Origin of the sequence: Hymenobacter wooponensis (genome assembly GCF_004745865.1) — a bacterium.
Lineage (GTDB): Bacteria > Bacteroidota > Bacteroidia > Cytophagales > Hymenobacteraceae > Hymenobacter > Hymenobacter wooponensis.
Genome location: NZ_SRKZ01000002.1, coordinates 659,686 through 681,422, shown reverse-complemented (window position 1 = coordinate 681,422; position 21,737 = coordinate 659,686). Strand labels below are relative to the sequence as shown.

Genomic DNA, 21,737 nt, shown 5'->3' with positions numbered 1-21,737 from the left:
GCAAAAGACCTTTCCTGCCCGAAAGGTCTTTTGCAGTTAGGGCTTTGTGGGCTGCTAAGCAGCTTCTAGTGGCCTAGGACATACTTCGGGAACATTTTCAGCGCTACGGTGTCTCAGTAGTACGCATTCCATACTTCAATACCCACTACCTTTGCTGCATGAATGACCTGTTGCTGACTTTGCCCATCATTCAGCCGGAGGCGGCTGCTCCCGTAGCGCCCGCCAAGCCGCGCAAGCCCGATTGGCTGCGCGTGAAGCTGCCCGTGGGACCCGCGTACGCCAATGTCCGCCGCCTGGTGGATGAACATAAACTGCACACCATCTGCGAAAGCGGCAATTGCCCGAATATGGGCGAGTGCTGGGGGGCAGGTACCGCTACGTTCATGATTCTGGGTAACGTGTGTACCCGCTCCTGCTCGTTCTGCGCTGTGGCCACCGGCCGCCCCACCGAATACGATACCGATGAGCCCCGCCGTGTAGCCGAAGCCATTCAGCTCATGGGGGTGAAGCACGCCGTAATTACTAGTGTAAACCGGGATGAGCTGAAGGACCGGGGTGCCAGCATATGGTACGAAACGGTAGTGCGGGTAAAAGAACTAAGCCCGTCTACTACCATTGAAACCCTTATTCCGGACGTGAAGGCCAACTGGGCTGCACTTGATACCATGATTGCCGGCGGCCAAGAAGTAGTGTCGCACAACGTGGAAACCGTAGGCAGCCTCTACCGCCTAGTGCGCCCACAGGCTAAGTACGACCGCAGCCTAGAGCAAATTCGCCGCACCAAGGAAGCTGGTAAGCGCACCAAGTCGGGCATTATGCTGGGCTTGGGCGAAACCAAGGAGGAGATGTACCGTGCTATGGATGACCTTGTGGCCAATGGCCTCGACATCCTGACCCTAGGCCAGTACCTGCAGCCCACCAAGCGCCACTTGGAAGTAGCTGAGTTTATCCACCCCGACCTGTTCGCGCACTACCGCGAAGAGGGCCTGGCTCGTGGCCTAAAGTACGTAGAGAGCGGCCCACTAGTACGTTCCAGCTACCATGCTGAGCGTCACGTGAACGTGCCGATTTAATCCTAACCAGCCTTGTGCTATTAAAAAAGCCGCCTTCTGTAAACGAAGGCGGCTTTTTTAGTAGTACAAGGCTATAAAGCCCTCGCGCCGAGCAGATGATGTAGAGTAAACTGCTACCTTTCTGACTAGTTCAATTATACTAATTAGACAATTTCGTGCAGGATCTATTTTCAACGCGTGGTAGGCTGCGTCGGCGGACTTACTGGTATCGTTCAATAAGTATCTATTGCATGGTCATATTGGTGTACGCCCTAGCAAGCCAAGTGCAGTATGCCAATGCTGATGACGAAATGCTCGGTGCCGCTGGCGTAGGCCTAGTGGTTTTTCTAGGGATGATACTGGCCAACATTCAAGTGATTAAGCGGCTACACGATACCAATTTGAGTGGCTGGTGGTGGCTATTGTTTCTATTGCCCGTTGTTAATTACGGCCTGAGCATTGGCATGAGCTTCGTGCAGGGTACGCGCGGCCAAAATCGTTTCGGCCCAGATCCTAAACAACCTGTGGCCTACACTGAAGATAGCCCTGAAGTACCTGCATAAAAAAACAGCTCCGCTCATATGAGCGGAGCTGTTCTCTAGGCCACAAGGGGCGAATAACTAGCGGCGAGCTTGCTGGTCTTGGGGAGGGTAAGTACCCAAGATGCCGCCTACAATCCGGTAAACTTCTTCTTCAGAGATAGTCTGATTGTCTACCTGTGCTTGGCCTTGACCGCGCCAAGCTAGCTCTTTGCGATGGGCATCAACAAAGTCAATGATAACCGTGCCGGCTTTGTACTCAGTTACGAAGCCACGGTTATAGAGGCCGCCGTACCCATAGCCGTACCAGTAAGGGTAGCCGTAGGGGCCATAAGCGCCGTTGTTGGTACGCTGCTTGTCCTCTACTTTGGCGGAGTAAGCCACGTACAGATCGGGGGCCTTGTCAACGTGGGTGAGGCCTTTAGCCGTCATCTCACGCTCCACGGCAGTGCGAATGCGCTTGTCTAGAAACGACTGGTAGCCTTGAGCAGGACCGCCTTCTGTATCAGTAGGCTGCTGGGGTAGCCAAGCCCAAGTTTTGTAATTACGGAAATTGACGGAGTGGTCGAAGTCATTGGTAACCCCAACACGTGCCGTGCTAGCACAGCTGCTAACGCCCAGCAGTAAAGCTAAGCTCATGGCCGCCAGCGATATCCGACGGGACAGAAAACGAGTGATAAGATTCATGTTCGGACGGAAAAGACAGTGAATGTTGATGAGCTTCTGACTTCCTCCCCGGTATACCGAAATATCCGGCCCATAGGTTAATCAAAAACTACACTTATCTAACAACTGGACTAGGCCAGTCGTTCCCGAATAGTAGGCTTGCCGACTATGTCACAGAAGATTATTTCTGACGAAATGTTCAGTGATCTTGAAATATATCTATCTTCCTGAAGCCTAAATAACTTCCTTTTATCTATGAATAGACTTGTACTTTTTTTTGGTAGCATTTTGCTGCTCGCCTCCTGCAGTGCCTCCCGCGATGACTCTCGTGGTAACCGAACCTCAACCGGACCAGTTGCCCACAACACGGTAGTAGAATGTGTGTTGTACGATGGCATGTCTAAGGAGTCAAAACAGTTGACCACTATTGGCTCTGATACGGAAGTACAGGTAATGGATACGGTGGATGCGTATTTCCTGAAAGTTCGGGTAACAGCCAACGGTAAAACCGAAAACGGCTACATGTACCGCAACTGCTTCAGCAATAAATAAACAGTTGACGAGGCCAAGGCTATCGGGTAGTTGCTTGAGGCTAGGCCATTCTTGCTGTTTGCAGCAATAAAAAAGCCCCACCTGCTTGCAGGTGGGGCTTTTACTTGGGCAGCTAATTCAGGCTGCCTAGTTACTACAGACTAGTATGATGGGCCTTTATCGGTAGCTACCAGCTTCTCTTCCTGATCGGCATATTCCTCTACCGAGGTGCACGAGCAGATCAGGTTACGATCACCGTATGCAGAGTCGATGCGGGATACGGCGGGCCAGAACTTAAACATGCGGGCGTACTCGGTGGGGTACACGGCCTGCTCACGGGTGTAAGGGCGCGTCCACTCATGGGTGAGGGCCGTAGCCGCCGTGTGAGGCGCGTGCTTCAGCAGGTTGTCCTTCGCATCGGCCCGGCCGGCTTCTACTTCAGCAATTTCTTTGCGGATACCAATCATGGCCTCAATGAAGCGGTCCAGCTCCTCCTTGCTCTCCGACTCCGTGGGCTCTACCATCAGCGTGCCCGCCACGGGGAACGATACGGTAGGAGCGTGGAAGCCGTAGTCCATCAGGCGCTTGGCAATGTCCTCTACTTCAATGCCTGCCTTCTTGAACTGGCGACAGTCGAGGATCATTTCGTGGGCGCAGCGGCCGTTAGCGCCAGTATACAGCACCGGGTAGTGCTCTTCCAGGCGGGCCTTGATGTAGTTGGCGTTCAGGATAGCCGTGCGCGTAGCCTGCGTCAGGCCCTCGCCGCCCATCATGGAGATGTACGCATAGCTGATGGGCAGGATGCTAGCTGAGCCCCACGGAGCCGAAGAAACGGCACCTTCCGTGCGACCATCAGCATCAACTACTACGTGGCCGGGCAGGTAGGGAGCCAGATCAGCAACCACCCCGATGGGGCCTACGCCGGGTCCGCCACCACCGTGAGGGATGCAGAACGTTTTGTGCAGGTTCAGGTGACACACATCGGCGCCAATGGTAGCGGGCGAGGTGAGGCCTACTTGGGCGTTCATGTTGGCGCCGTCCATGTACACGCGGCCGCCGTGCTGGTGAATAGTCTCGCAGATGTCGATGATGGTTTCCTCATACACGCCGTGCGTGCTGGGGTAGGTCACCATCAGGCAGCTCAGCTTGTCGGCGTACTGGGCCGCTTTAGCTTTCAGGTCGGCCACATCAATATTGCCTTCCTCGGTGCTCTTCACTACTACCACCTGCATGCCGGCCATAACGGCCGAAGCAGGGTTAGTGCCGTGGGCCGAAGCTGGAATCAGGGCCACGTTACGGTGCTGGTCGCCGCGGGCATCATGGTAGCCTTTGATGGCCAGCAGGCCAGCGTACTCACCCTGGGCACCCGAGTTGGGCTGCAGGCTCACGGCCGCAAAGCCGGTTACCTCGCACAGCCAAGCCTCCAGCTCCCGGAAGATTTCCGAGTAGCCCTGGGCCTGCTCACGCGGGGCGAAGGGGTGTAGGCCACCAATCTCGGGCCAGGTCACCGGAATCATCTCGGCGGTGGCGTTCAGCTTCATGGTGCACGAGCCCAGCGGAATCATGGAGTGAGCCAGGCTCAGGTCCTTGTTTTCCAGCTGCTTCATGTAACGCAGCATCTCATGCTCACTGTGGTGCGAGTTGAAGATGGGGTGCGTCAGGTAGCTGCTCTTCCGGATGAGGCTATCAGCCCAGTTCACCGAAATTTCCTCGGGCAGGCTTAGCATTTTGCTTTCGCCTTTGCCGAGCACCTTGCTGAATACAGCCACGATGTCGGCTACGTCCGTCACCTCGGTGTTCTGATGCAGGGAAATGCCCACGCGAGGCGAGCCGTGCTCCTCGAAGTAGCGGAAGTTGATGCCGGCGGCTTCTGCTTCTTGCTTAATGGCGTTCTGCAGCTCCTGGCTTTCCAGCTTGATGTCGAGCGTATCGAAGTAGAACTGATTGCGCTGGTCGAGGCCGAGAGCCTTCAGCTCCGTTTCCAGTACCTGCGTGAGGGCGTGGATGTTGGTAGCGAACTGCTTCAGGCGCTGGGGGCCGTGGTACACGGCATACATACCGGCCAGCACCGACAGCAGCACCTGGGCGGTACAGATGTTGGAGGTGGCCTTCTCGCGGCGGATGTGCTGCTCGCGGGTCTGTAGGGCCATGCGGTAGGCTTTGTTGCCAGCGGCATCAATGCTCTGCCCGATGATACGGCCCGGAATCACGCGCTTGAACGCGTCTTTGGTTGCCAGGAAGCCGGCGTGGGGCCCGCCATAGCCCATGGGCACGCCAAAGCGCTGGGAGTTGCCTACTACGGCATCGGCGCCCATCTCGCCGGGAGGCGTGAGCAGCGTTAGGGCCAGCAGATCAGCGGCCACGGTCACGAACAGGTTATTGTCGTGAGCCTTCGAGATGAAGTCGGTGTAGTCGTACACGGCACCGTCGGCGGCGGGGTACTGCAGGATGGCGCCAAACAGGCTCTCATCCGTCAGGTCGGCAGTGCGGTGGTCACCAACCACCAGCTCAATGCCCAGCGGCGTGGCGCGGGTGCGCAGTACGTCGATGGTCTGGGGCAATACCTGCTCCGAAACGAAGTAGCGCGTAGCGTTCTTCTTTTTGGAGAGGGAGTGGAACATGTGCAGGGTCTCGGCGGCGGCAGTGCCTTCGTCGAGCAGGCTGGCGTTGGCAATTTCGAGGCCCGTCAGGTCCATTACCATCGTCTGGTAATTGATGAGGGCTTCGAGACGGCCCTGGGCAATTTCAGCCTGGTAGGGTGTGTAGGCGGTGTACCAGCCTGGGTTTTCCAGGATGTTACGCTGAATTACGGCCGGCAGCTGGGTGTCGTGGTAGCCGAGGCCGATGTAGTTTTTGAACAGACGGTTCTTGCCGGCGATGCCTTTGAACTTCGCCAAAAAAGCCCGCTCCGTGAGGGCAGCGGGCAGGTTCAGCGGCTGTTTCAGGCGGATAGCAGCCGGCACGGTTTCGTCGATGAGCTGGTCAAGCGACTCCACACCGATGGTGCGCAGCATCTCAGCCACCGCCGAGTCGTCGGGTCCGTTGTGGCGGTCCACGAATACATCAGCGGGCTTGGGTTGAAGCAACATAAAAGAAGGGTAGAGGTGGCGGGAAAAACCGGCCGCCGAGGCAGCCGAACCTGTAACAAAGGTAAGGCGAAAACTTCTCCCGGTACCACACAGAAAATGGTAGAAATCGGGGGATTCTCAGGGAGTTTGGTAAGGAATGGTGCTAGGCCAGTGGAGTACTATGGTAGCGCTGCCCCTGGCCTAGAGCAGAACAGAGCCGGCGCCTCCACTTAAATAATTTAACCAGATTTAGGGCCTCGTTCCCATCCTTCCCTTTCCACCCACCTTATTCATATGCGTTCTATTTCCCTGGGCCTTATCTGCGAAGGCAAAACGCCGCCCGACAAACGCGTACCCCTCACGCCCAAGAAATGCGCGGAGGCGCAAAGCCAATATCCCGGCCTGCACATTGTAGTGCAGGAAAGCCCCATCCGCTGCTTCTCTGACCAGGAGTACCGCGACCTAGGTATTGAAGTGCGCCCCGATGTGGCAGACTGCGACATCCTGCTGGGTGTGAAAGAAGTGCCCGTAGGCCAGTTGATTCCGAATAAGACCTACATGTTTTTCTCGCACACCGTGAAGAAGCAGCCTGCTAACCGGGAACTGCTGCGCCAGGTGCTGGCTAAGAATATCACCCTTATTGACTATGAACTGCTGACCAACCGCGAAGGCGGGGAGCGGATTGTGGCCTTTGGACGCTGGGCCGGCATTGTAGGGGCCTACAACGGACTACTGACCTACGGCCGCAAGCACGGCCTGTACAAGCTGAAGCCCGCCTATCAGTGCCTCGATATGGAGGACATGCAGGAGGAGTTCTTCAAAGTGAAACGCTTGCCCCCGATCAAGATGGTAGTAACTGGTTCTGGTAGGGTGGCTCAAGGCGCCGTGGAAGTGCTGGATAAAATGCGCATCCGGCGCGTGAGTGTGTACGACTACCTCTACCACGATTTCAACGAGCCGGTATACACCCAGCTCCGCAGCTCCGACTACAACCGCCGCCGTGATGGGCGGGTGTGGGACACCCCCGATTTCCACCGTAACCCACAGGAGTATGAGTCTACGTTCCAGAATTTCCTGCCTGTTACGGATTTGCTCATTGCCTGTGCCTATTGGCACCCCTCAGCGCCACGGTTGTTCGAGGAAGCGGACACCCAACGCTCCGACTTCCGCATTAACACCATTGCCGACGTAACCTGCGATGTAGACGGCTCCATTCCTACTACCAAACGCTCTAGTAGCATCATGGAGCCCGCCTTCGATTATAACTGCCAGACTGGTGAGTTGGAGCCCGCCTACTCAAACCCGTCTAACATTACCATTATGGCCGTGGATAATCTGCCCTGTGAACTGCCCCGCAATGCTAGCCGCGACTTCGGCCGCCAGCTGATTGACAATGTGTTTCCGCACCTGCTGGGTAGCGGCCTAGACGATGATATTGTAGAACGGGCTACCATTGCACGCGGTGGTCAGCTACTACCGCGCTACGAGTACCTGCGCGACTACGTGGCCTAGCGGCCCCGTAATAAGTTGGTAGTAAGTGAAAAGCCCTTACCTCCGCTTTGGAGGTAAGGGCTTTTTTGTGCAGCAAATAACAACTAAAAACGCGTGCTACTGGCTAGAGGAATAGCTGATGGTTATACCCCGCGCAGAACGGGGTAACGGGCCTGCACCAGCATGTAAAGGCCGTAGGCCATCAGGCCTAGCGCCACAATACCTAGTACGGCCGGCCCCATGGTAGCCAAGAAATCGAAGGCCTCATCGGTAGTGCCCACGGCTTCGGCCCGCGACTGGCGGCCGGCCTGCACGAAGAAGTACCCAATAATGCCCATCACAATGCCGCGGGCGGTATACCCCACCTGGCCCGTGCGGTATACTAGGTTTTGCTGGTTGGCGGGCAGGTCGCTGGAGTTTACGTGCTTATGAAAGGAGCCAGAATACGCCCGGTATATTTGGTAGATGCCGCTGCCAATGGTGATCAGGCCCACCGCAATGATAATCCACTCACCGGCAGGCCAGTTTAGTACTTTGGCAGTAAGGGTTTGCTGGGTGCTGCCGCCGTTGCTGTCGGCGCTGCCGCTGAAAGCCAGCTGGGCTGCATACCAGGCTACCCCGGCGTACAGTAGGCCACTGCCGGCATAGCCGATGCGCCGCCCAATGCCCTTGGCGCCGGAGCCTTTGCTTTCGGTGTCGCGCACGGCTTGCGTGAAGCGCCACACAATGTACCCAAGCAGGCCTAGCGCCACTAGGCCCAGCATAATCTGCCCACCGGGCAAGTCTTGGAGGGTTTGCACGGCCTGCTTCTTGTCGGCGGTTTGGCCGCCGCGTTGTCCGGTAGCCGCTAGTAGTGCCAGCAAGCCCATCAGGATATATACTACCCCTTTGGCGGCAAAGCCGAAACGGGCCAAAGCCTTTATGCCCGAGGAGGGGGAATGGGGAACATTAGAGAGTAAAGTGCCAGAAATTGCCATTGGTCAAAGTCAAAAGGTGAGAGAGACTCTACTGTACGTGCCAACGAGAAAAGAGTATCAACCAGTTACTGGCGAAGCCTGGGGGAGGGCCAGTGCCTACCCAAGTGGCCTACCAATTGCTGAGGACGATAGATGCGAGCACCCCGTTGAAGTAAGGGGCGGTTGGCTGGCAAGTCGAGGGTGAGCAGGGGCTTGAAGCGGGCCACCGCACTCGTTAGGAGGCGCTCCAAATTGCCGCCAGTTCGCACGTACGGAATGAATAGCTCGTCGGCCATATCCACCATCAACAGGTTGCGGAGGTTAGCCGACTCCGGCGTGACCACCTTCACCTCCTCATCAAACCGGCTCAGGAATAGCAAGTGGCCTAGCTCAATCTCCCGGCTATATTCCATCGAGAGGCTGGGCTGAATACCACGGCCCAACGCATACAATATGGGTTGTTTGGGTTCTTGGCGCAGGTAACGAAACACCGACTGCTCTAACTGAGAATGAAAGCTCGATAGCACGCATCGGCGGTGCATGCGCTGCTCCAGAGCCCACAGATAGGTGGCACGCTCAATACTTACGGGGTAATTGCGCGAACAGAAAAAAGCAGTTCGCGGTAGCTCTAGCAATGACTTATTCCCCAACAAACGCAGCTCTTCAACCGGAAAAATCATCGAAAGTATGTAGTGTTCAGAGTAGTACGGTGTCTCGAGAAGGTTTATAAGCAGGCATGCATGTTTACCTAGCCCAGAAACGTCCGGATACAAAAAGCCCTGCGATTTTATTCGCAGGGCTTGTGTGTTTATTGCCGAAGCTTAGAACGTGCGGTGGAACCACGCCTTGATGTCGTCGATGGCATCACCGGTTTTATGCTGCAAACGGCCGAACCACTCGTCCTGCTCACCTTCGTTGTAGGTCAGATCGTCGTCGGTCAGGTTGCCCCATTTCTGCTTGGCCTGTCCTTTGAGCTCATTCCAGTTGCCGCGTGCGCGCAGTTCGGTTTGGTCGTTGATGTTATTGTTGTTAGCGTCCATGATTGAAAGGAAGTATGGGAGGGATGTGAACTATGTTTCCCTTTACGGACGAGTTTATTGTTGAGGCTAGCTGATTAGCAAGAAAGCCCGAATTTTATTGGTGAGCGTTGACATTGAGCAACCTGTGAATATAGCGACAGGCAAATGCTACCTATTCCTAGTGGCGCTTGCGGCGAGCGGTGGTGGTTGCTGCCGATGCGCGCTTACCTCCAGTGCCAGATGCCGGAACCAGCTTGTGCTGCGGAGATGCTGCCTGCGGAGCTTCCTTTACTGGGGCCTTATCGGCTACTAAAATGGCCATCAGCTCAGATGAGTCGATAACTGGGGTTCCCGCAGAAGCCGAGTGCTCAGTCCAGAACTCATTGGGGCGAGTTTGAGCAGCAGCGGTGGTAGTAGCCACAGCGGATAGGCCTACTGCGAATAGTGAGTATAGGATGTAGCGCATATTAAATTGTAAAAATGGCATAAACGAAAGTACGTAGGTTATGAGGTTTTGTGTTACTAAACTCTGTTAGGTTTAGACTTTACATATCCAATGCAGCTTATAGTAATTAGCTGACTATGAGAATGTAATAATTTGTTTGCGGGATAAATTGAAATGGACATTTTCCGTCAGATATTGAGCTGTTGCTTGGTTTAGGCCTCCACCACTTTAGTCTAATGGATGATTTAAGAACTACTCTCGCTACGTTTACCCCCGACGACCGCAAGGACTTTGCTCGCTTCATTCAGCGGCAGCGTCGGAAGCAGAAGGGCCGCATGGATTCCCGCCTTTATGAGCTGCTACTGCACCAGAAGGAATACTCCACCGAGGAGCTGCTAGAGCGCTTGTACCCCGAGGAGCCGAACGCAACGGCTTACTACGCCCTGCGCAAGCGCCTCATGCGGCATCTTACAGACTACCTGCTGCTTCGTCAGCGCCAGCAAGATCCCACGGCTGCCTCGTCGGTGCGCGGCCTCCTTACGCTGGCGCAGTACCTGTTTGAGGTAGGCGTGCCTCGCCTGGCCTGGAATACCTTGCGCAAAGCCGAGAAACTGGCCTGTTCCCATGAGCAATATGAGCTGCTGAACACGGTGTACAACCTCCAGATTGCCCAGGCCGGCAGCAAGCACGCCGACGATTTGGAGGATATTATTCGGAAACGCCATCTCAACAAGAAATCGGCTGATGAGGAGGAGCGGGCCAACATTGCCGATAGCCTGATCCGGCAGCGGCTGCGCTCCGCTCGCGTGAAAGGCCGAGCCGGTGAATCGTTTGATGCTATTCTGCAGGAAGTGCTGCGCGAGTACGATCTACAGGAAGCGTTTGCCCGGCGGCCCTCCTTGCTGTACCGGCTCATGTCCATTGCCCGCTCGGCCATGCTGGTGCGGCGCGACTTCCTCTCCTTCGCGCCCTTCGTGATGCGCTGCTACCACCTGATGGAAAAGCGGCATGGGTTTCAGCTGGCGCACCGGGAAGCGCAAATGGGGCTGCTCTACATGATTGCCCACGCCTTGTACCGCACGCGTCGCTTCCGCGAGTCGGTGGAGTACCTGGAGCGGCTGCGGGAGGTGATGGACGCCGGGCCCCGCAACCGGCCCGCTGGGCTAGTACCTAAGTACACCTTCTTGCTGGCGGCCAACTATGCCTTCCTGCGCCGCAACGCCGAGAGTATCCGGCTGATGGAGGATATTCTGCGCACACCCTTGGCCCCTCGGGAGCAACTCACAGCTCGCCTAGGCCTAGGCTTCCACTACTTTGCCGAAGGCCAGTTCCATAAAACCAACCAAGTGCTGCTAGCCATTGGCCGCACCGACCATTGGTGCGAGCAGGAAATGGGCGTGGAGTGGGTTGTAAACCGCAACATGGGCGAAATGCTGGTGCAACTGGAAATGGGCAACCCCGATCTGGCCCTGAACCGGCTGCGCGCCATTGAACGGCTCATGCGGGAACGGTTCGGGCCCGACGGCGGACCCTACGCCACCGTGCTAGTGTACCTGAGCCTCGTGCGGGAAATCATTGATGACCCGGCCGCAGCTCGCCGGCCCGGGTTTGCCGAGCGCGTGACCAATGTGCCTGCCTTCGCCCCCCTGGAGCAGGAAGACCTGCAGGCCGTAAGCTTTTACTCTTGGCTGCGTGCCCGCTCTATGGGGCGCCCATACTACGAGGTGCTGCTAGAAATTGCCACCGCCTCCGATTCGGTAGCCGTAGGCTAACAAAAAGGGCCGCTTCTGCTAGCAGAAGCGGCCCTTTTTTATCGTAGACTGGCCTAGGCCAGTGCGTACTTAGTTTTTGCGGGTAGCAGCGTTGATTTCAGCCTTAGCGTCGCCAGCAGCTTTGTCGGCAGCCCCTTCGGTTTTGGCAGCGGCTTCTTTGGTCTCGGCGGCAGCTTTGTCGGCAGCGGCTTCCGTGTTATCGGCAGCTTTCTCAGCGGTGTTTTCTACGGCTTGGCCAGCGTTTTCAGCAGCATCTTCCGTTTTAACGGCAGCGTTGTTGGCTTCAGCAGCGGCAGCGTCGCCAGCGTTTTCAGCGGCGGCTTCGGTGTTGGCAGCAGCGGCATCAGCATTTTCTTTGCCTTCCTGGGTGCACGAAGCAGCAGTGAAAGCAACAGCAGAAGCGAGGATCAGCGATTTGAAGGAGAATTTCATGGTACTTGCGTATGATAGATGGTTGTGTGAAGCACAACAGTATGTGCTTTGTTGAGCTTAATCAGCCACTAACAAAAAAGTAACCCATGCCCTAGCTGATAAGCGCTTACCGCCTTGCGCATAACGCCGGAAGCGCTGGGTTCGTAGCGGGGCTAGTGGCCTAGACTCCATGCTAAGGCTACCTCTATTTCACTCTATCCATCTTGTGTCTTTGTTTGCTCACAACCTCCTCTGTTCCGTCCGTGCTCGTTGCGTTGGGCTGGTAATATTCTGCTTATCAGTGACGACTGGCCTAGCACAGGCGCAAACCCACGATGGGTTTCAGCGGCGCGATGGTGCCATGTACCTGGTCCGTAACGGGGAGGCGCGCCCCATGACCCGCGATACACATCTGCCAAACGGTCGCATCGTCACGCGCGACGGATTTGTGGTGGAGCGCGACGGCAAGCGCACGGAACTGGCCGAAGGAAACGGCTGCACCTTGCTAGGCCAGCCCGCCGCCATAACTACCCAGGGCGATGGGCGGCTGGCGTTACTAACGGTAGGCGCTGGTCGCTCGGGTGCGCCCGCCGTAACCACTCAGTTTGAGCGGTGGTTTGGAAAGCCAGGCCGCGGCAAAGCCAAAGGCCACAACAAGAAAGGGGGCAAGCACAAGCACAAAGACCGCGACGATGATTGAGCCCTAGTGGCCTAGGCCACATGAGTAGGCTTATACTTCAGCGCTGGCATGGGCTACTCTTTTACCTCTTCTCCTTTGCGGTTGATATAGAACGTGCGGCCGCCCTGCATGACGCGGGCCCGGTCACGGTCATCAAAATCAGAAGCATGCGTGTAGCGGCTGAAGGGGGCAATACCCTCGGTCGTATCGGCTAGGTAGTCAGAGCTGATGAAGGTAAACCGGCCTCCGGTTTTTACGCGGGCTACTCCCTTACTGAAGGAGTAGGCCTCCTGAAAAACAACGGGCTCGGTGGCCGGAGCATCGGGACCTGTGACGTAAAACCAGCCGCGGTAATCGAGTACGGCGGCGTGGCCTTCGGCAAAGTCATGAGCACTATAGTAGTAGGCCCCAAACTCCTCGCCCTGCTCATCTAAAAAGGTGTATAGCTTACCAATGCGGGCACGGGCGTAGCCACCCGAGTAGGGGTAAAGCGCCGCGTAAGCCGGCTTCACTACTTCCTTGCCTTTGTCATCGATAAAGCCCCTCATGCCCTCGCGTTCCACCACGGCCCGCCCATCCTTAAACTCTCCGATAGACGCATAAGTGGCGGGTAGCAGCGTGTCGCCGCTGGCGGAAAGCAGGCCCCAACGGTTACCCTCGCGGAAAGTGGTAGGCGGAGGAGTAGTAGAGCTGCGCAACACCCACCACCCCAGGGCCAGCACCGCCGCCCCTACTGCCAAGCTGCGCCGCGGATATCGGCGGGTATACGTGCGGGCCTGCTGGTAGCGTGGCTGCCACTGCTGCAGCCCTGCCGCCAACAGGTTTTGAGCCGCCTGTTTAGAGCGCCCAAACTGAGGTACTCTCGCCCAGGCAGGCGCTGGCGCGGCCACAGGCGGGGTGGTAGGTGGCGAAGTGGGTTGAACAGGTGATGCAGTAGGTTGCGCTGGGGTGGCCTCCGTGCCGGCCGAGAGCTGCCGGATAAGGCCCTCCAGCTGCTGTATCTTTTGCTCCAGCTCCTGCGTGCGGGCTGCCGATTGGGCTTGGTAGGCCTGCATGGTAGCCTCAATGCTGGCCTTTTCCTGGTTCTCTGCCGCGAGGCGGGAGGCCAAGGTGGCGGCTTCCGGAGCGGCTGGCGGAGCAGCCGAAAGGGCTTCGCGGAGCTGCGCAATACTTTGCTCGCGCTCTGCTTCCCGCTTCTCCAGGGCTTGTAGCTTGGTGCTTAAGTCGGCTTGCAAGCTAGTTCTGAGCTCTTCCAGCTGAGCCTTCTCCTGGTTGCGAATTGCCACTAGGTCAATCTCATACCCTGAGTCAGTGCGGTCTAGCTCGCTCATGTCCTCGGCACCAAGCCAGCGCCACAGCCAGCTAGCCTTCTGGCGCAGCAAATTGGTAGTACTAGGCTCGGGAGCAGAGGTAGGGGCGGGCTCCGCGGGTTGGGGCTCTAACCCTAAGTGAGAGGTGAGCAGGTGTAAATCGGCGGGAGTTAGATCTACCTCGGGAGAAGCCAGTTGGGCCAGGCGCCGGGTAAAACGGCTGGGGTCGGGGAGGAGGTGGAAGGCGGAGGCTGCTGGCACGGAGCTCATGCGCTCCTCCACCTCAGGCCCAAAGCGCACGGGCTCGGCAAAGAGCACTAGGCCACTAATGAAGTTGAGGTTGGCAGCTTCGGTGGGCAACAGCTGCTCCAGCCACGCTGCCAGGGCTTCCCGCTGAACCTGAAATTGCTGGAAAGGATTGTCGGTGCCGGCCGTGCCGGTAAGTGGTGTATCGTTGAGGCGCCAGGTACTAAACCGAAAATCGGGGATGCTTAGTAGGCCCCCCTGGGGCACCAATAGCAGTAGCGTAATGCTGCGGGGGCGCACTACCACGGCATCAAGCACTGCTGACTCCGTGGCGGAATCAACCGAGAAATTACCCAGTAAAATGGTTTCAGGCGCTTGGGTATCAGCTGCCAATGCGGCCGCAATAGCCTCAAACTGGCGCTGACGCACGGCGTCGGTAAAGGGAACTGGCTGATAGGTATGGAGCATAGATGGAGCGGGCCGGCCCCAGCTTTCCAATCAGCCTGGCCTAGGTACGCGGTTAGACGTTGGGCAGACGGAAGGTCAACTTTTCTGAGGCAGGGCAAGTATAGCCCTTTACGCTCTCCCGCTTATTTGTTTTCTACTCTCCATGGATTCAACTGCCCCCACTCCGCAATCAACGCCAACCCCCAGTATTCCGCTCGACGTTACCGATCAGCAGAACAGCGCGTTGCTGGAAGACACCCTGGCCCTTTTAAATGCCGGGCCTCCAAAAAAAGCCGACAAACATGGCCTAGCCGAAATTGACCGCTGGGAAGAAGTGCTTCGCGCTTCAGAACGGCCCGGCCTAGCTAAGATCATTCAGGAGCTAAGTACGCTCCGCGAGCAGCTCAATTCTTCTGATACTGAGCCGCATGAGCTGGCCGAAACCCTCGCTACTCTGGGTGCCGAAACCAATAAAGTAGCCGACGAAACCTCGGACAACTACAGCGCGCCGCTTAACCAACTAGGCAAGCTGCTCATCAAACTGAGTAACGTGTTGTCGCGCTAGCGGCAGTAAATTTTTCAGCATAAAGAAAGCCCCGGCCAATCAAGGTCGGGGCTTTTTTGTTGGGGCATCTACATAAGGTGGCCTAGTCCGGCCGCAACGATTTTCTATCGTTGCTAGGCCAGGGCTGGGGCCGTACCGTAGCTTTGTACTTTCGTTTGCCTGCTGAATTATGTCTGAGTACCCGCTTTCTGCCGCCGATCTAACGCTCTACGACCCCTTTGATGGCATGCGCTTTAGCATGCACCAGTGCTTTCTGTGCGGGGCGCCCACTACGCCACCCACCGACTCGGTGCCGGTGTTTGCAGAGTGGCTGATGGAGCGGTATAACCTGGCAGTGCGGCCGATTAAGCTGCTCGATATGAGCATTGTGAACTACCAGGACCTGCGCATTGCCTGCTGCCCACGCTGCCGTACGCAGCACGTTGAGCCGCTGGAAGCTCGGGTAGAAGAGGCCGCTAATGAGGGTATTAGTGGCCTACGCCGCCTTGATGAGCAGAGCTTGTTCCTGTGGCTAGGGAAAATGTTCTACGGTATTCTGATTACGGAACTGCTCAATGAGCTTGACCCGCTGGCCAAACCCCAGTACCCGCTCGCAGAAAACGCGCAGATGCTGCGGCGCTTTCAGGCATTTTTTCAGCCCTTGCAGGCCTTACGCGTGCCCATAGAGTACGACGATTTTGTGCCGGGCTCTATCTTTATTCTAGAGGCCGACCCCACCGAGGACCACATGGCCTTCGAGTATGATGATGATTTAAGCACTATTGCCTTCAGCATTAAGCTCGACAATACAGTGCTGATGGCGTGCCTGGTAGACAACGGAATCATTGCCCAGGCCATGCGCCGGGTGTACCAAGATGCGCACCGGCCCCTGCATCCAGTACAAGTTGCGGAGTTCAAGGCCCGGGTGTATTACGCCGCCTACTTGTTAAACGTCATCCCCGATTATTTCACGCGCCCCGTGAAGCCCGGCGATACCGAGGTAGTAATGGACACGTTTATCGACGACATAACGGCCACCGTATTTAACCCGTGGGAGAATTCCGGCTATGCGCAGTCGTTGCTGGAGATGTGGAAGCGGTGGCAGATACCGCTGGAGGAAATCATGCGCGACCCTGAGCAGCCGCTTTCCTACCTGTATGATGCCGACGGGCAACCGCAGGTAATGAAGCATTTAGCAAAGGAGGACGGTGAAAATAAGGAAGGAAAGTAGCAGGGCTTAACCCGCCTGCCAGGTTGGGTCAACTGCCGGAAGCTTGCTAAGCTTGATGCTGGGCCAGCGGCCTTCTAGGCCACCTTTTTTGCACTCTCGCTCGCTCACCAATACGTCCACGCAGTGGCGGTGGCGGCGGTTCATAGTGTCGTGGATGATGTAGACGCCGTCGAGTTCGTCGGAGATACCGCGTACATGCACTTTCTCACCGTAGGTGAAAGGGCCACCCCATTTGGAAAGCAAGTCGCGGGAAACAGCCAGCCAGCGAGTTTTGCTGGAGTGCCGGGTTGGAATGATGGAGCCGTCAGCGGTTTCCATCGGATTGTCGTCAGTCTGGTCAGGCTCAGGCCAGTATGTAGTTGCCGTAACAGTGTACGACAGGGTCTTGGGCGCCTTTTTTAAGGGCATTACCGGTATGGCTACGGCTACCGGGCGGGGGCTCAGGCTGGCAACTGTTGAGGGCAGAGCCAGGGCAGGGACAGAAATAGTGCGGGGGGGAAAGAGGAAGGTCAGTAGGAATAACGCAATGGACATGGTGTGTAGGTTCGTAGACTCTCGCTCTGTCCGGAGAGGATGGACGGCCGGCCCGACTCGGCTAGTGGGAGGAGCATAACCAATTTTTTAGAAAAAAAGGTTGCTCTAAGGTATAGAAGACAGCAGCAAGAGCCGCGAATCAGCTGGTGAAAAGGCAAATAGAAGGATTAAAATAGATAATTATTATAATTAATTGTATTAAAAATATGGGTTTGAATAAGAGGGGCCAAAGGTACAGCTTTTTTTCAAATGGCTGAAAATGCTGCTTTTGTCCAGCGTAACCCCGGAATATTATATAGAGGAGCTGTAATATGTAGAGTAAGGAAACGCGCTTACGTTGCTACGTGAGGAAAGGTTACGAAGTGGCAGGAGGTCAAACTAGCCATGTTAAGCTTCGTAAGGGAGTAAGTGAACTGTATCGAAACTAGGCTACCCATAAACCCCTCGACTTAACTTCTGTTTTCATGACTCAACTTTTCACCGCCCGTTTAGGCTCTAAAGCCTTGTTAGGTGCTGGCTTAGTAGCCGTAGGCATGCTTGGCGCCTGCTCGTCGCCGGCTAATAAAAATGCTCAAGACTCCAGTGCCGCCACCACTGATACAACCGCCACACAAGCTCCCGCGGCTCCCGCAAATTCTCCCTTACAAGTGGTAGCTCAATTCCGGGAGCCTCAGATTGTGGGAGTAGCTGTGCTGCCTGATGGGCGGGTATTCGGCGATTTTCCGCGCTGGGATAACAACCCAGTTAATCCCATTGCAGAAATTGGCACAGATGGCTCTGTAAAGCCTTACCCAGATGCCAAGTGGTGCCAGTGGAATGAAACTGTGCGCAACGAGCCCCAAAAACATTGGATTTGCCCGCAGAGCGTGTACGCTGATAAAACCGGAATGCTCTGGGTGCTTGATCCAGCCTCACCGGGCATCAAAGGCACGGTAGTAGGTGGGCCCAAGCTGGTCAAGATTGACCCCAAGACCAATCAGGTGGTGCAAAACATCAGCATCCCAGAGAGTGTAGCCTCGCGCAAGTCCTACCTCAATGATGTACGCATCGACACGCAAAACAACTACGCCTACATCACTGAATCAGGAGTGGGCAGCCTAGTGGTGGTCGACCTGAAAACGAGCAAAGCACGCAAACTGCTCGCCACGCACCCCTCTATGATGGGTGACACCACGCTCAACATCAAGGCTGATGGCCACGAGATGATCGATGCTTCTGGAAAACGGGCGCGTTTCAATGCCGATGGTATTGCCCTAAGCCAAGATCTCCAGTACCTCTACTGGAAGCCCCTCACTAGCTACAAGTTGTTTCGTATCAAGACCGAAGCCCTCCGCAACCCAGCCCTTTCCGATGCTCAATTGGCCCAGCAGATTGAAGACCTGGGTAAAGTGCCCGCGTCTGATGGAATGGAAATCGATGCCAACAACAACGTGTACCTCACCGCTTTCGAAGATCATTCCATCAAGCGTCGCACGCCCGATGGTAAGATTGAAACCGTAGTGCAGGACCCGCGCCTAGAGTGGCCGGATACGTTTGCATTCACCGCCGACGGGATGGTGTACGTAACCAACTCCGCCATTCACAAAACACCCACCTGGAATAAGGGCGTAGGTAAGCAAGATCAGCCCTACCATATCTTTAAAATGCAGTTGCCAAAGTAGTCTAGGCCTGTTTTCCTTTCGTAAAAGCCTTTCCTGTTTACAGGAGAGGCTTTTATTTTTAAATGAGTAGATTGGCTTCCAGTACCTGTGAGGTAATCGGCTAATAAATCATTTGATTGATTAGCAGGTTTATTTGAGTATGCGAATATCAATTTTCGCTTTCTAGTCAGAGGTTTTACCTTTACCCCCGACCACACCAGCTCCCACCGCATGGACGCTTATTCTTATATCGCCAACGCCCACGGCGAATACATCGATCAACTGTATCAGGCCTACAAGAACGACCCCGAGTCGGTTGACTTTGGCTGGCGCAAGTTTTTTGAGGGCTTCGATTTCTCGCAGCAGTACCCCGAAGACGGGGCTGCGCAAGCTGATGGCGAAGGTGTACTCCGTACGCCCGCCAGCACCAACCAAGCTGGCCAGGTGCGCGCCGTTGATACGGTATCAGCTGATAAGGAAACGCAGGTGCGTAACCTCATCCATGCCTACCGCAGCCGCGGGCACCTGGTGGCTAACACTAACCCCGTGCGCCCTCGCAAAGACCGCAAAGCGCGCCTGTCGCTGACGGACTTTGGGTTGAGCGAGGCCGACCTCGATACCGTTTTCAAAAACGGCGAGATACTAGGCCTAGGCACTGATGCGAAGCTGCGCGACATCGTTGCGGCCCTAGACAAGATTTACACTCGCACCATCGGGTTCGAGTACATGTACATCCGCGACCCCCAGGTGCTCGATTGGTTCCGGGAGAAAGTGGAGAAGGACTCGCTGAGCTTCAACCCTGGCCTAGACTACAAGAAGCGTATTCTAAGCAAGCTGAATGAGGCGGTTGTATTCGAGAACTTTCTGCATACCAAATTCCTAGGCCAGAAGCGCTTCTCCCTGGAAGGCGGCGAAAGCACCATTCCGGCCCTCGACGCTATTATTAATAAGTCGTCGGAGCTGGGCGTGAAGGAAGTGATGATCGGGATGGCTCACCGCGGCCGCCTGAACGTGCTGGCCAACATCATGGGCAAGACCTACGAGCAGATCTTCTCGGAATTCGAGGGTACTGCCGTGCCGGACCTCACCATGGGCGACGGCGACGTGAAGTACCACATGGGCTACAGCTCGGAGGTAGAAACGGAAGGCGGCCAGAAGGTAAACCTGAAGCTGGCTCCCAACCCCTCCCACCTGGAGGCCGTGAACCCCGTGGTAGAAGGATTCGTGCGCGCTAAGATTGAGCACCAGTACGGCGGCGACTACCACCAGATTCTGCCCATCCTGATCCATGGCGATGCTGCCTTGGCCGGCCAGGGCATTGGCTACGAGGTAACGCAGATGTCGCAGCTGGAAGGCTACAAGACGGGCGGCACCATTCACTTCGTGATTAACAACCAGGTTGGTTTCACCACCGACTTCGAAGACGCTCGCTCGTCCATCTACAGCACCGACCTCGCCAAGATCATCGATGCGCCCGTGCTGCACGTGAACGGCGACGACCCCGAGGCCGTAGTATTTGCTGTGCGCCTAGCTACGGAGTACCGTCAGCAGTTCCACGCCGATATCTTTATTGATATGGTGTGCTACCGCCGTCACGGCCACAACGAGTCGGATGAGCCCAAGTTCACGCAGCCCACGCTCTACAACCTCATCTCGAAGCACCAGAACCCCCGCGAGGTATACAACGCCATGCTGGTACAGCGCGGCGACGTAGATGCGGAGCTGGCCAACCAGATGGACCGGGAATTCCGCGACCTGCTCCAGGCCCGCCTGGATATGGTGAAGCAGAAGCCGCTGCCCTACAACTACCAGTCACTGGAAAACGAGTGGCGCAGCCTGCGCCGTAGCAAGCCCGAGGACTTCGAGCTGTCGCCCCAGACCGGCATCAGCGAAGAAGTAGTGCAGAAAGTAGGTCAGGCCCTGACCACCCTGCCCGAAGGCTTCCGCCCCCTGAAGCAGATTGAGAAGCTGATGGAGGAGCGCAAGAAAATGTTCTTCGAAAGCCGCGTGCTTAACTGGGCCGCCGGTGAGTTACTGGCCTACGGCTCGTTGCTGCACGAGAAGCACATTGTGCGCGTAAGCGGCCAGGACGTACAGCGTGGTACGTTCTCACACCGTCACGCCGTTCTGCACGACGCTGAAACTTCGGCGCCCTACAATTCGCTCAACCACATTGAGGAAGGTCAGGAGAAGCTGAGCATTTACAACTCGCTGCTGAGCGAGTATGCAGTGCTGGGCTTCGAGTTTGGCTATGCCATGGCTAACCCCACGGCGCTGGTAATTTGGGAAGCCCAGTTCGGTGACTTCGCCAACGGAGCTCAGACCATGATTGACCAGTTCATCGTGTCGTCGGAGAGCAAGTGGCAGCGCATGAACGGTGTGGTGCTACAATTGCCCCACGGCTACGAAGGCCAGGGCCCGGAGCACTCCAATGCTCGCCCCGAGCGCTTCCTGCAGCTGGCTGCCGAGAACAACATCATCGTGGCCAACATGACTACGCCGGCCAACTTCTTCCACGCTCTGCGCCGTCAGCTGACCTGGGAGTTCCGCAAGCCGCTGGTGGTAATGTCGCCGAAGTCGATGTTGCGCCACCCGCTGTGCGTATCGCCAGTGGAGGAGTTCACCTCCGGTACCTTCCGCGAAGTGCTCGGCGACGTGTACGCTGATGCCAAGAAGGTGAAGCGCGTATTGCTGTGCTCGGGCAAGATCTACTTCGATCTGCTGGAAGAGCAGCAGAAGTCAGGCCGCACCGATGTGGCGCTGGTACGCCTAGAGCAATTGCACCCCTTCCCCAAGAAGCAGCTAGATGCTGAGCTGGCCAAGTATCCGAAAGCCAAAGTGTATTGGGTTCAGGAAGAGCCCGAGAACATGGGCTACTGGAATTACCTGCTGCGCTTCATGCGCCGTGAGCTGGAAGACGTGATTTCGCGCAAGCCTTCTGCGTCGCCGGCTACCGGTTACAACAAGGTGCACGTGAAGGAGCAGAAGGAGCTGGTTGCCCGCGCCTTCGACAAGCCCCGCGAAGAGGTGGCCGATGCTACTATCAAGGAGGCAGTGGCTGTAGCCGATAAAAGCCAGGATGCATAATCAGCGGGGAGTGGCCTAGTAGTTTCGCTAGGCCACTTTATCTGAGCATCGGCTTTCCTATATCTTACA

19 protein-coding genes are annotated in these 21,737 nt (G+C 56.3%); 10 read left to right on the top strand and 9 right to left on the bottom strand.

Translation table 11 applies throughout. The features are described from left to right. Positions 1 to 170: 170 nt before the first annotated feature. Positions 171 to 1,073, top strand: coding sequence for a lipoyl synthase (lipA, locus tag EU557_RS09050; RefSeq protein WP_210116021.1), 903 nt, complete (start codon positions 171 to 173; stop codon positions 1,071 to 1,073). A 155-nt stretch (positions 1,074 to 1,228) separates the two neighbouring features. Next, the gene (locus EU557_RS09045) at positions 1,229 to 1,615 is read left to right on the top strand and encodes a DUF805 domain-containing protein (protein ID WP_135530059.1); all 387 of its coding nucleotides are present in this window, start codon (positions 1,229 to 1,231) and stop codon (positions 1,613 to 1,615) included. A gap of 57 nt (positions 1,616 to 1,672) precedes the next feature. On the opposite strand, the gene EU557_RS09040 is transcribed toward EU557_RS09045, so the two are convergent. Further along, positions 1,673 to 2,278: a DUF4136 domain-containing protein gene (locus EU557_RS09040; protein WP_135530058.1), complete on the bottom strand. Its 606-nt coding sequence runs from the start codon at positions 2,276 to 2,278 to the stop codon at positions 1,673 to 1,675. Between the two features lie 234 nt (positions 2,279 to 2,512). On the opposite strand from EU557_RS09040, the gene EU557_RS09035 reads away from it, so the two are divergent. After that, entirely contained in the window at positions 2,513 to 2,809 is a 297-nt protein-coding gene (locus EU557_RS09035) for a hypothetical protein (RefSeq protein WP_135530057.1), read from the top strand. A gap of 140 nt (positions 2,810 to 2,949) precedes the next feature. On the opposite strand, the gene gcvP is transcribed toward EU557_RS09035, so the two are convergent. Further along, on the bottom strand, positions 2,950 to 5,877 hold the full coding sequence (gcvP, locus tag EU557_RS09030) for an aminomethyl-transferring glycine dehydrogenase (protein ID WP_135530056.1): 2,928 nt from the start codon (positions 5,875 to 5,877) through the stop codon (positions 2,950 to 2,952). A gap of 273 nt (positions 5,878 to 6,150) precedes the next feature. Between gcvP and EU557_RS09025 the strand changes: the two genes are divergently transcribed. Continuing rightward, positions 6,151 to 7,368 carry an NAD(P)-dependent oxidoreductase gene (locus EU557_RS09025; protein ID WP_135530055.1) on the top strand — a complete coding sequence of 406 codons (1,218 nt, stop codon included), beginning with the start codon at positions 6,151 to 6,153 and terminating at the stop codon, positions 7,366 to 7,368. A gap of 122 nt (positions 7,369 to 7,490) precedes the next feature. On the opposite strand, the gene EU557_RS09020 is transcribed toward EU557_RS09025, so the two are convergent. From EU557_RS09020 to EU557_RS09005, 4 genes are all read right to left on the bottom strand, one after another. After that, positions 7,491 to 8,324: a DUF1206 domain-containing protein gene (locus EU557_RS09020; protein WP_135530054.1), complete on the bottom strand. Its 834-nt coding sequence runs from the start codon at positions 8,322 to 8,324 to the stop codon at positions 7,491 to 7,493. Positions 8,325 to 8,389: 65 nt separating this feature from the next. Beyond that, complete coding sequence (locus tag EU557_RS09015; protein WP_135530053.1) at positions 8,390 to 8,983, bottom strand: DNA-binding protein; 594 nt, start codon at positions 8,981 to 8,983, stop codon at positions 8,390 to 8,392. A 141-nt stretch (positions 8,984 to 9,124) separates the two neighbouring features. Further along, positions 9,125 to 9,343, bottom strand: a complete 219-nt coding sequence (locus EU557_RS09010; RefSeq protein WP_135530052.1) for a CsbD family protein — start codon at positions 9,341 to 9,343, stop codon at positions 9,125 to 9,127. A 157-nt stretch (positions 9,344 to 9,500) separates the two neighbouring features. Beyond that, complete coding sequence (locus EU557_RS09005; RefSeq protein WP_135530051.1) at positions 9,501 to 9,788, bottom strand: hypothetical protein; 288 nt, start codon at positions 9,786 to 9,788, stop codon at positions 9,501 to 9,503. Positions 9,789 to 10,003: 215 nt separating this feature from the next. On the opposite strand from EU557_RS09005, the gene EU557_RS09000 reads away from it, so the two are divergent. Next, positions 10,004 to 11,539, top strand: a complete 1,536-nt coding sequence (locus EU557_RS09000; RefSeq protein ID WP_135530050.1) for a hypothetical protein — start codon at positions 10,004 to 10,006, stop codon at positions 11,537 to 11,539. A 69-nt stretch (positions 11,540 to 11,608) separates the two neighbouring features. Here the strand turns inward: EU557_RS09000 and EU557_RS08995 are convergent, their stop codons facing one another. Further along, the gene (locus tag EU557_RS08995) at positions 11,609 to 11,971 is read right to left on the bottom strand and encodes an entericidin EcnAB (RefSeq protein WP_135530049.1); all 363 of its coding nucleotides are present in this window, start codon (positions 11,969 to 11,971) and stop codon (positions 11,609 to 11,611) included. Positions 11,972 to 12,176: 205 nt separating this feature from the next. Here EU557_RS08995 and EU557_RS08990 point away from each other — a divergent pair, with 205 nt between their 5' ends. After that, entirely contained in the window at positions 12,177 to 12,650 is a 474-nt protein-coding gene (locus EU557_RS08990; RefSeq protein WP_135530048.1) for a DUF6799 domain-containing protein, read from the top strand. 53 nt (positions 12,651 to 12,703) lie between these two features. Here EU557_RS08990 and EU557_RS08985 read toward each other — a convergent pair whose 3' ends face one another. Next, a complete protein-coding gene (locus EU557_RS08985; protein ID WP_135530047.1) occupies positions 12,704 to 14,653 on the bottom strand; it encodes a WG repeat-containing protein in 1,950 nt (649 codons plus the stop codon). A 142-nt stretch (positions 14,654 to 14,795) separates the two neighbouring features. Here EU557_RS08985 and EU557_RS08980 point away from each other — a divergent pair, with 142 nt between their 5' ends. Beyond that, positions 14,796 to 15,197 carry a hypothetical protein gene (locus EU557_RS08980; protein WP_135530046.1) on the top strand — a complete coding sequence of 134 codons (402 nt, stop codon included), beginning with the start codon at positions 14,796 to 14,798 and terminating at the stop codon, positions 15,195 to 15,197. Between the two features lie 169 nt (positions 15,198 to 15,366). Next, complete coding sequence (locus EU557_RS08975) at positions 15,367 to 16,407, top strand: hypothetical protein (protein WP_135530045.1); 1,041 nt, start codon at positions 15,367 to 15,369, stop codon at positions 16,405 to 16,407. A gap of 6 nt (positions 16,408 to 16,413) precedes the next feature. On the opposite strand, the gene EU557_RS08970 is transcribed toward EU557_RS08975, so the two are convergent. Then, positions 16,414 to 16,941, bottom strand: a complete 528-nt coding sequence (locus EU557_RS08970; protein ID WP_135530044.1) for an RlpA-like double-psi beta-barrel domain-containing protein — start codon at positions 16,939 to 16,941, stop codon at positions 16,414 to 16,416. A 464-nt stretch (positions 16,942 to 17,405) separates the two neighbouring features. Between EU557_RS08970 and EU557_RS08965 the strand changes: the two genes are divergently transcribed. Together EU557_RS08965 and EU557_RS08960 are read left to right on the top strand one after the other, a co-directional pair. Then, positions 17,406 to 18,602 (top strand): SMP-30/gluconolactonase/LRE family protein, encoded by a 1,197-nt coding sequence (locus EU557_RS08965; protein ID WP_135530043.1) that lies wholly within the window; start codon positions 17,406 to 17,408, stop codon positions 18,600 to 18,602. 210 nt (positions 18,603 to 18,812) lie between these two features. Then, positions 18,813 to 21,668, top strand: a complete 2,856-nt coding sequence (locus EU557_RS08960) for a 2-oxoglutarate dehydrogenase E1 component (RefSeq protein ID WP_135530042.1) — start codon at positions 18,813 to 18,815, stop codon at positions 21,666 to 21,668. Positions 21,669 to 21,737 lie beyond the last annotated feature (69 nt).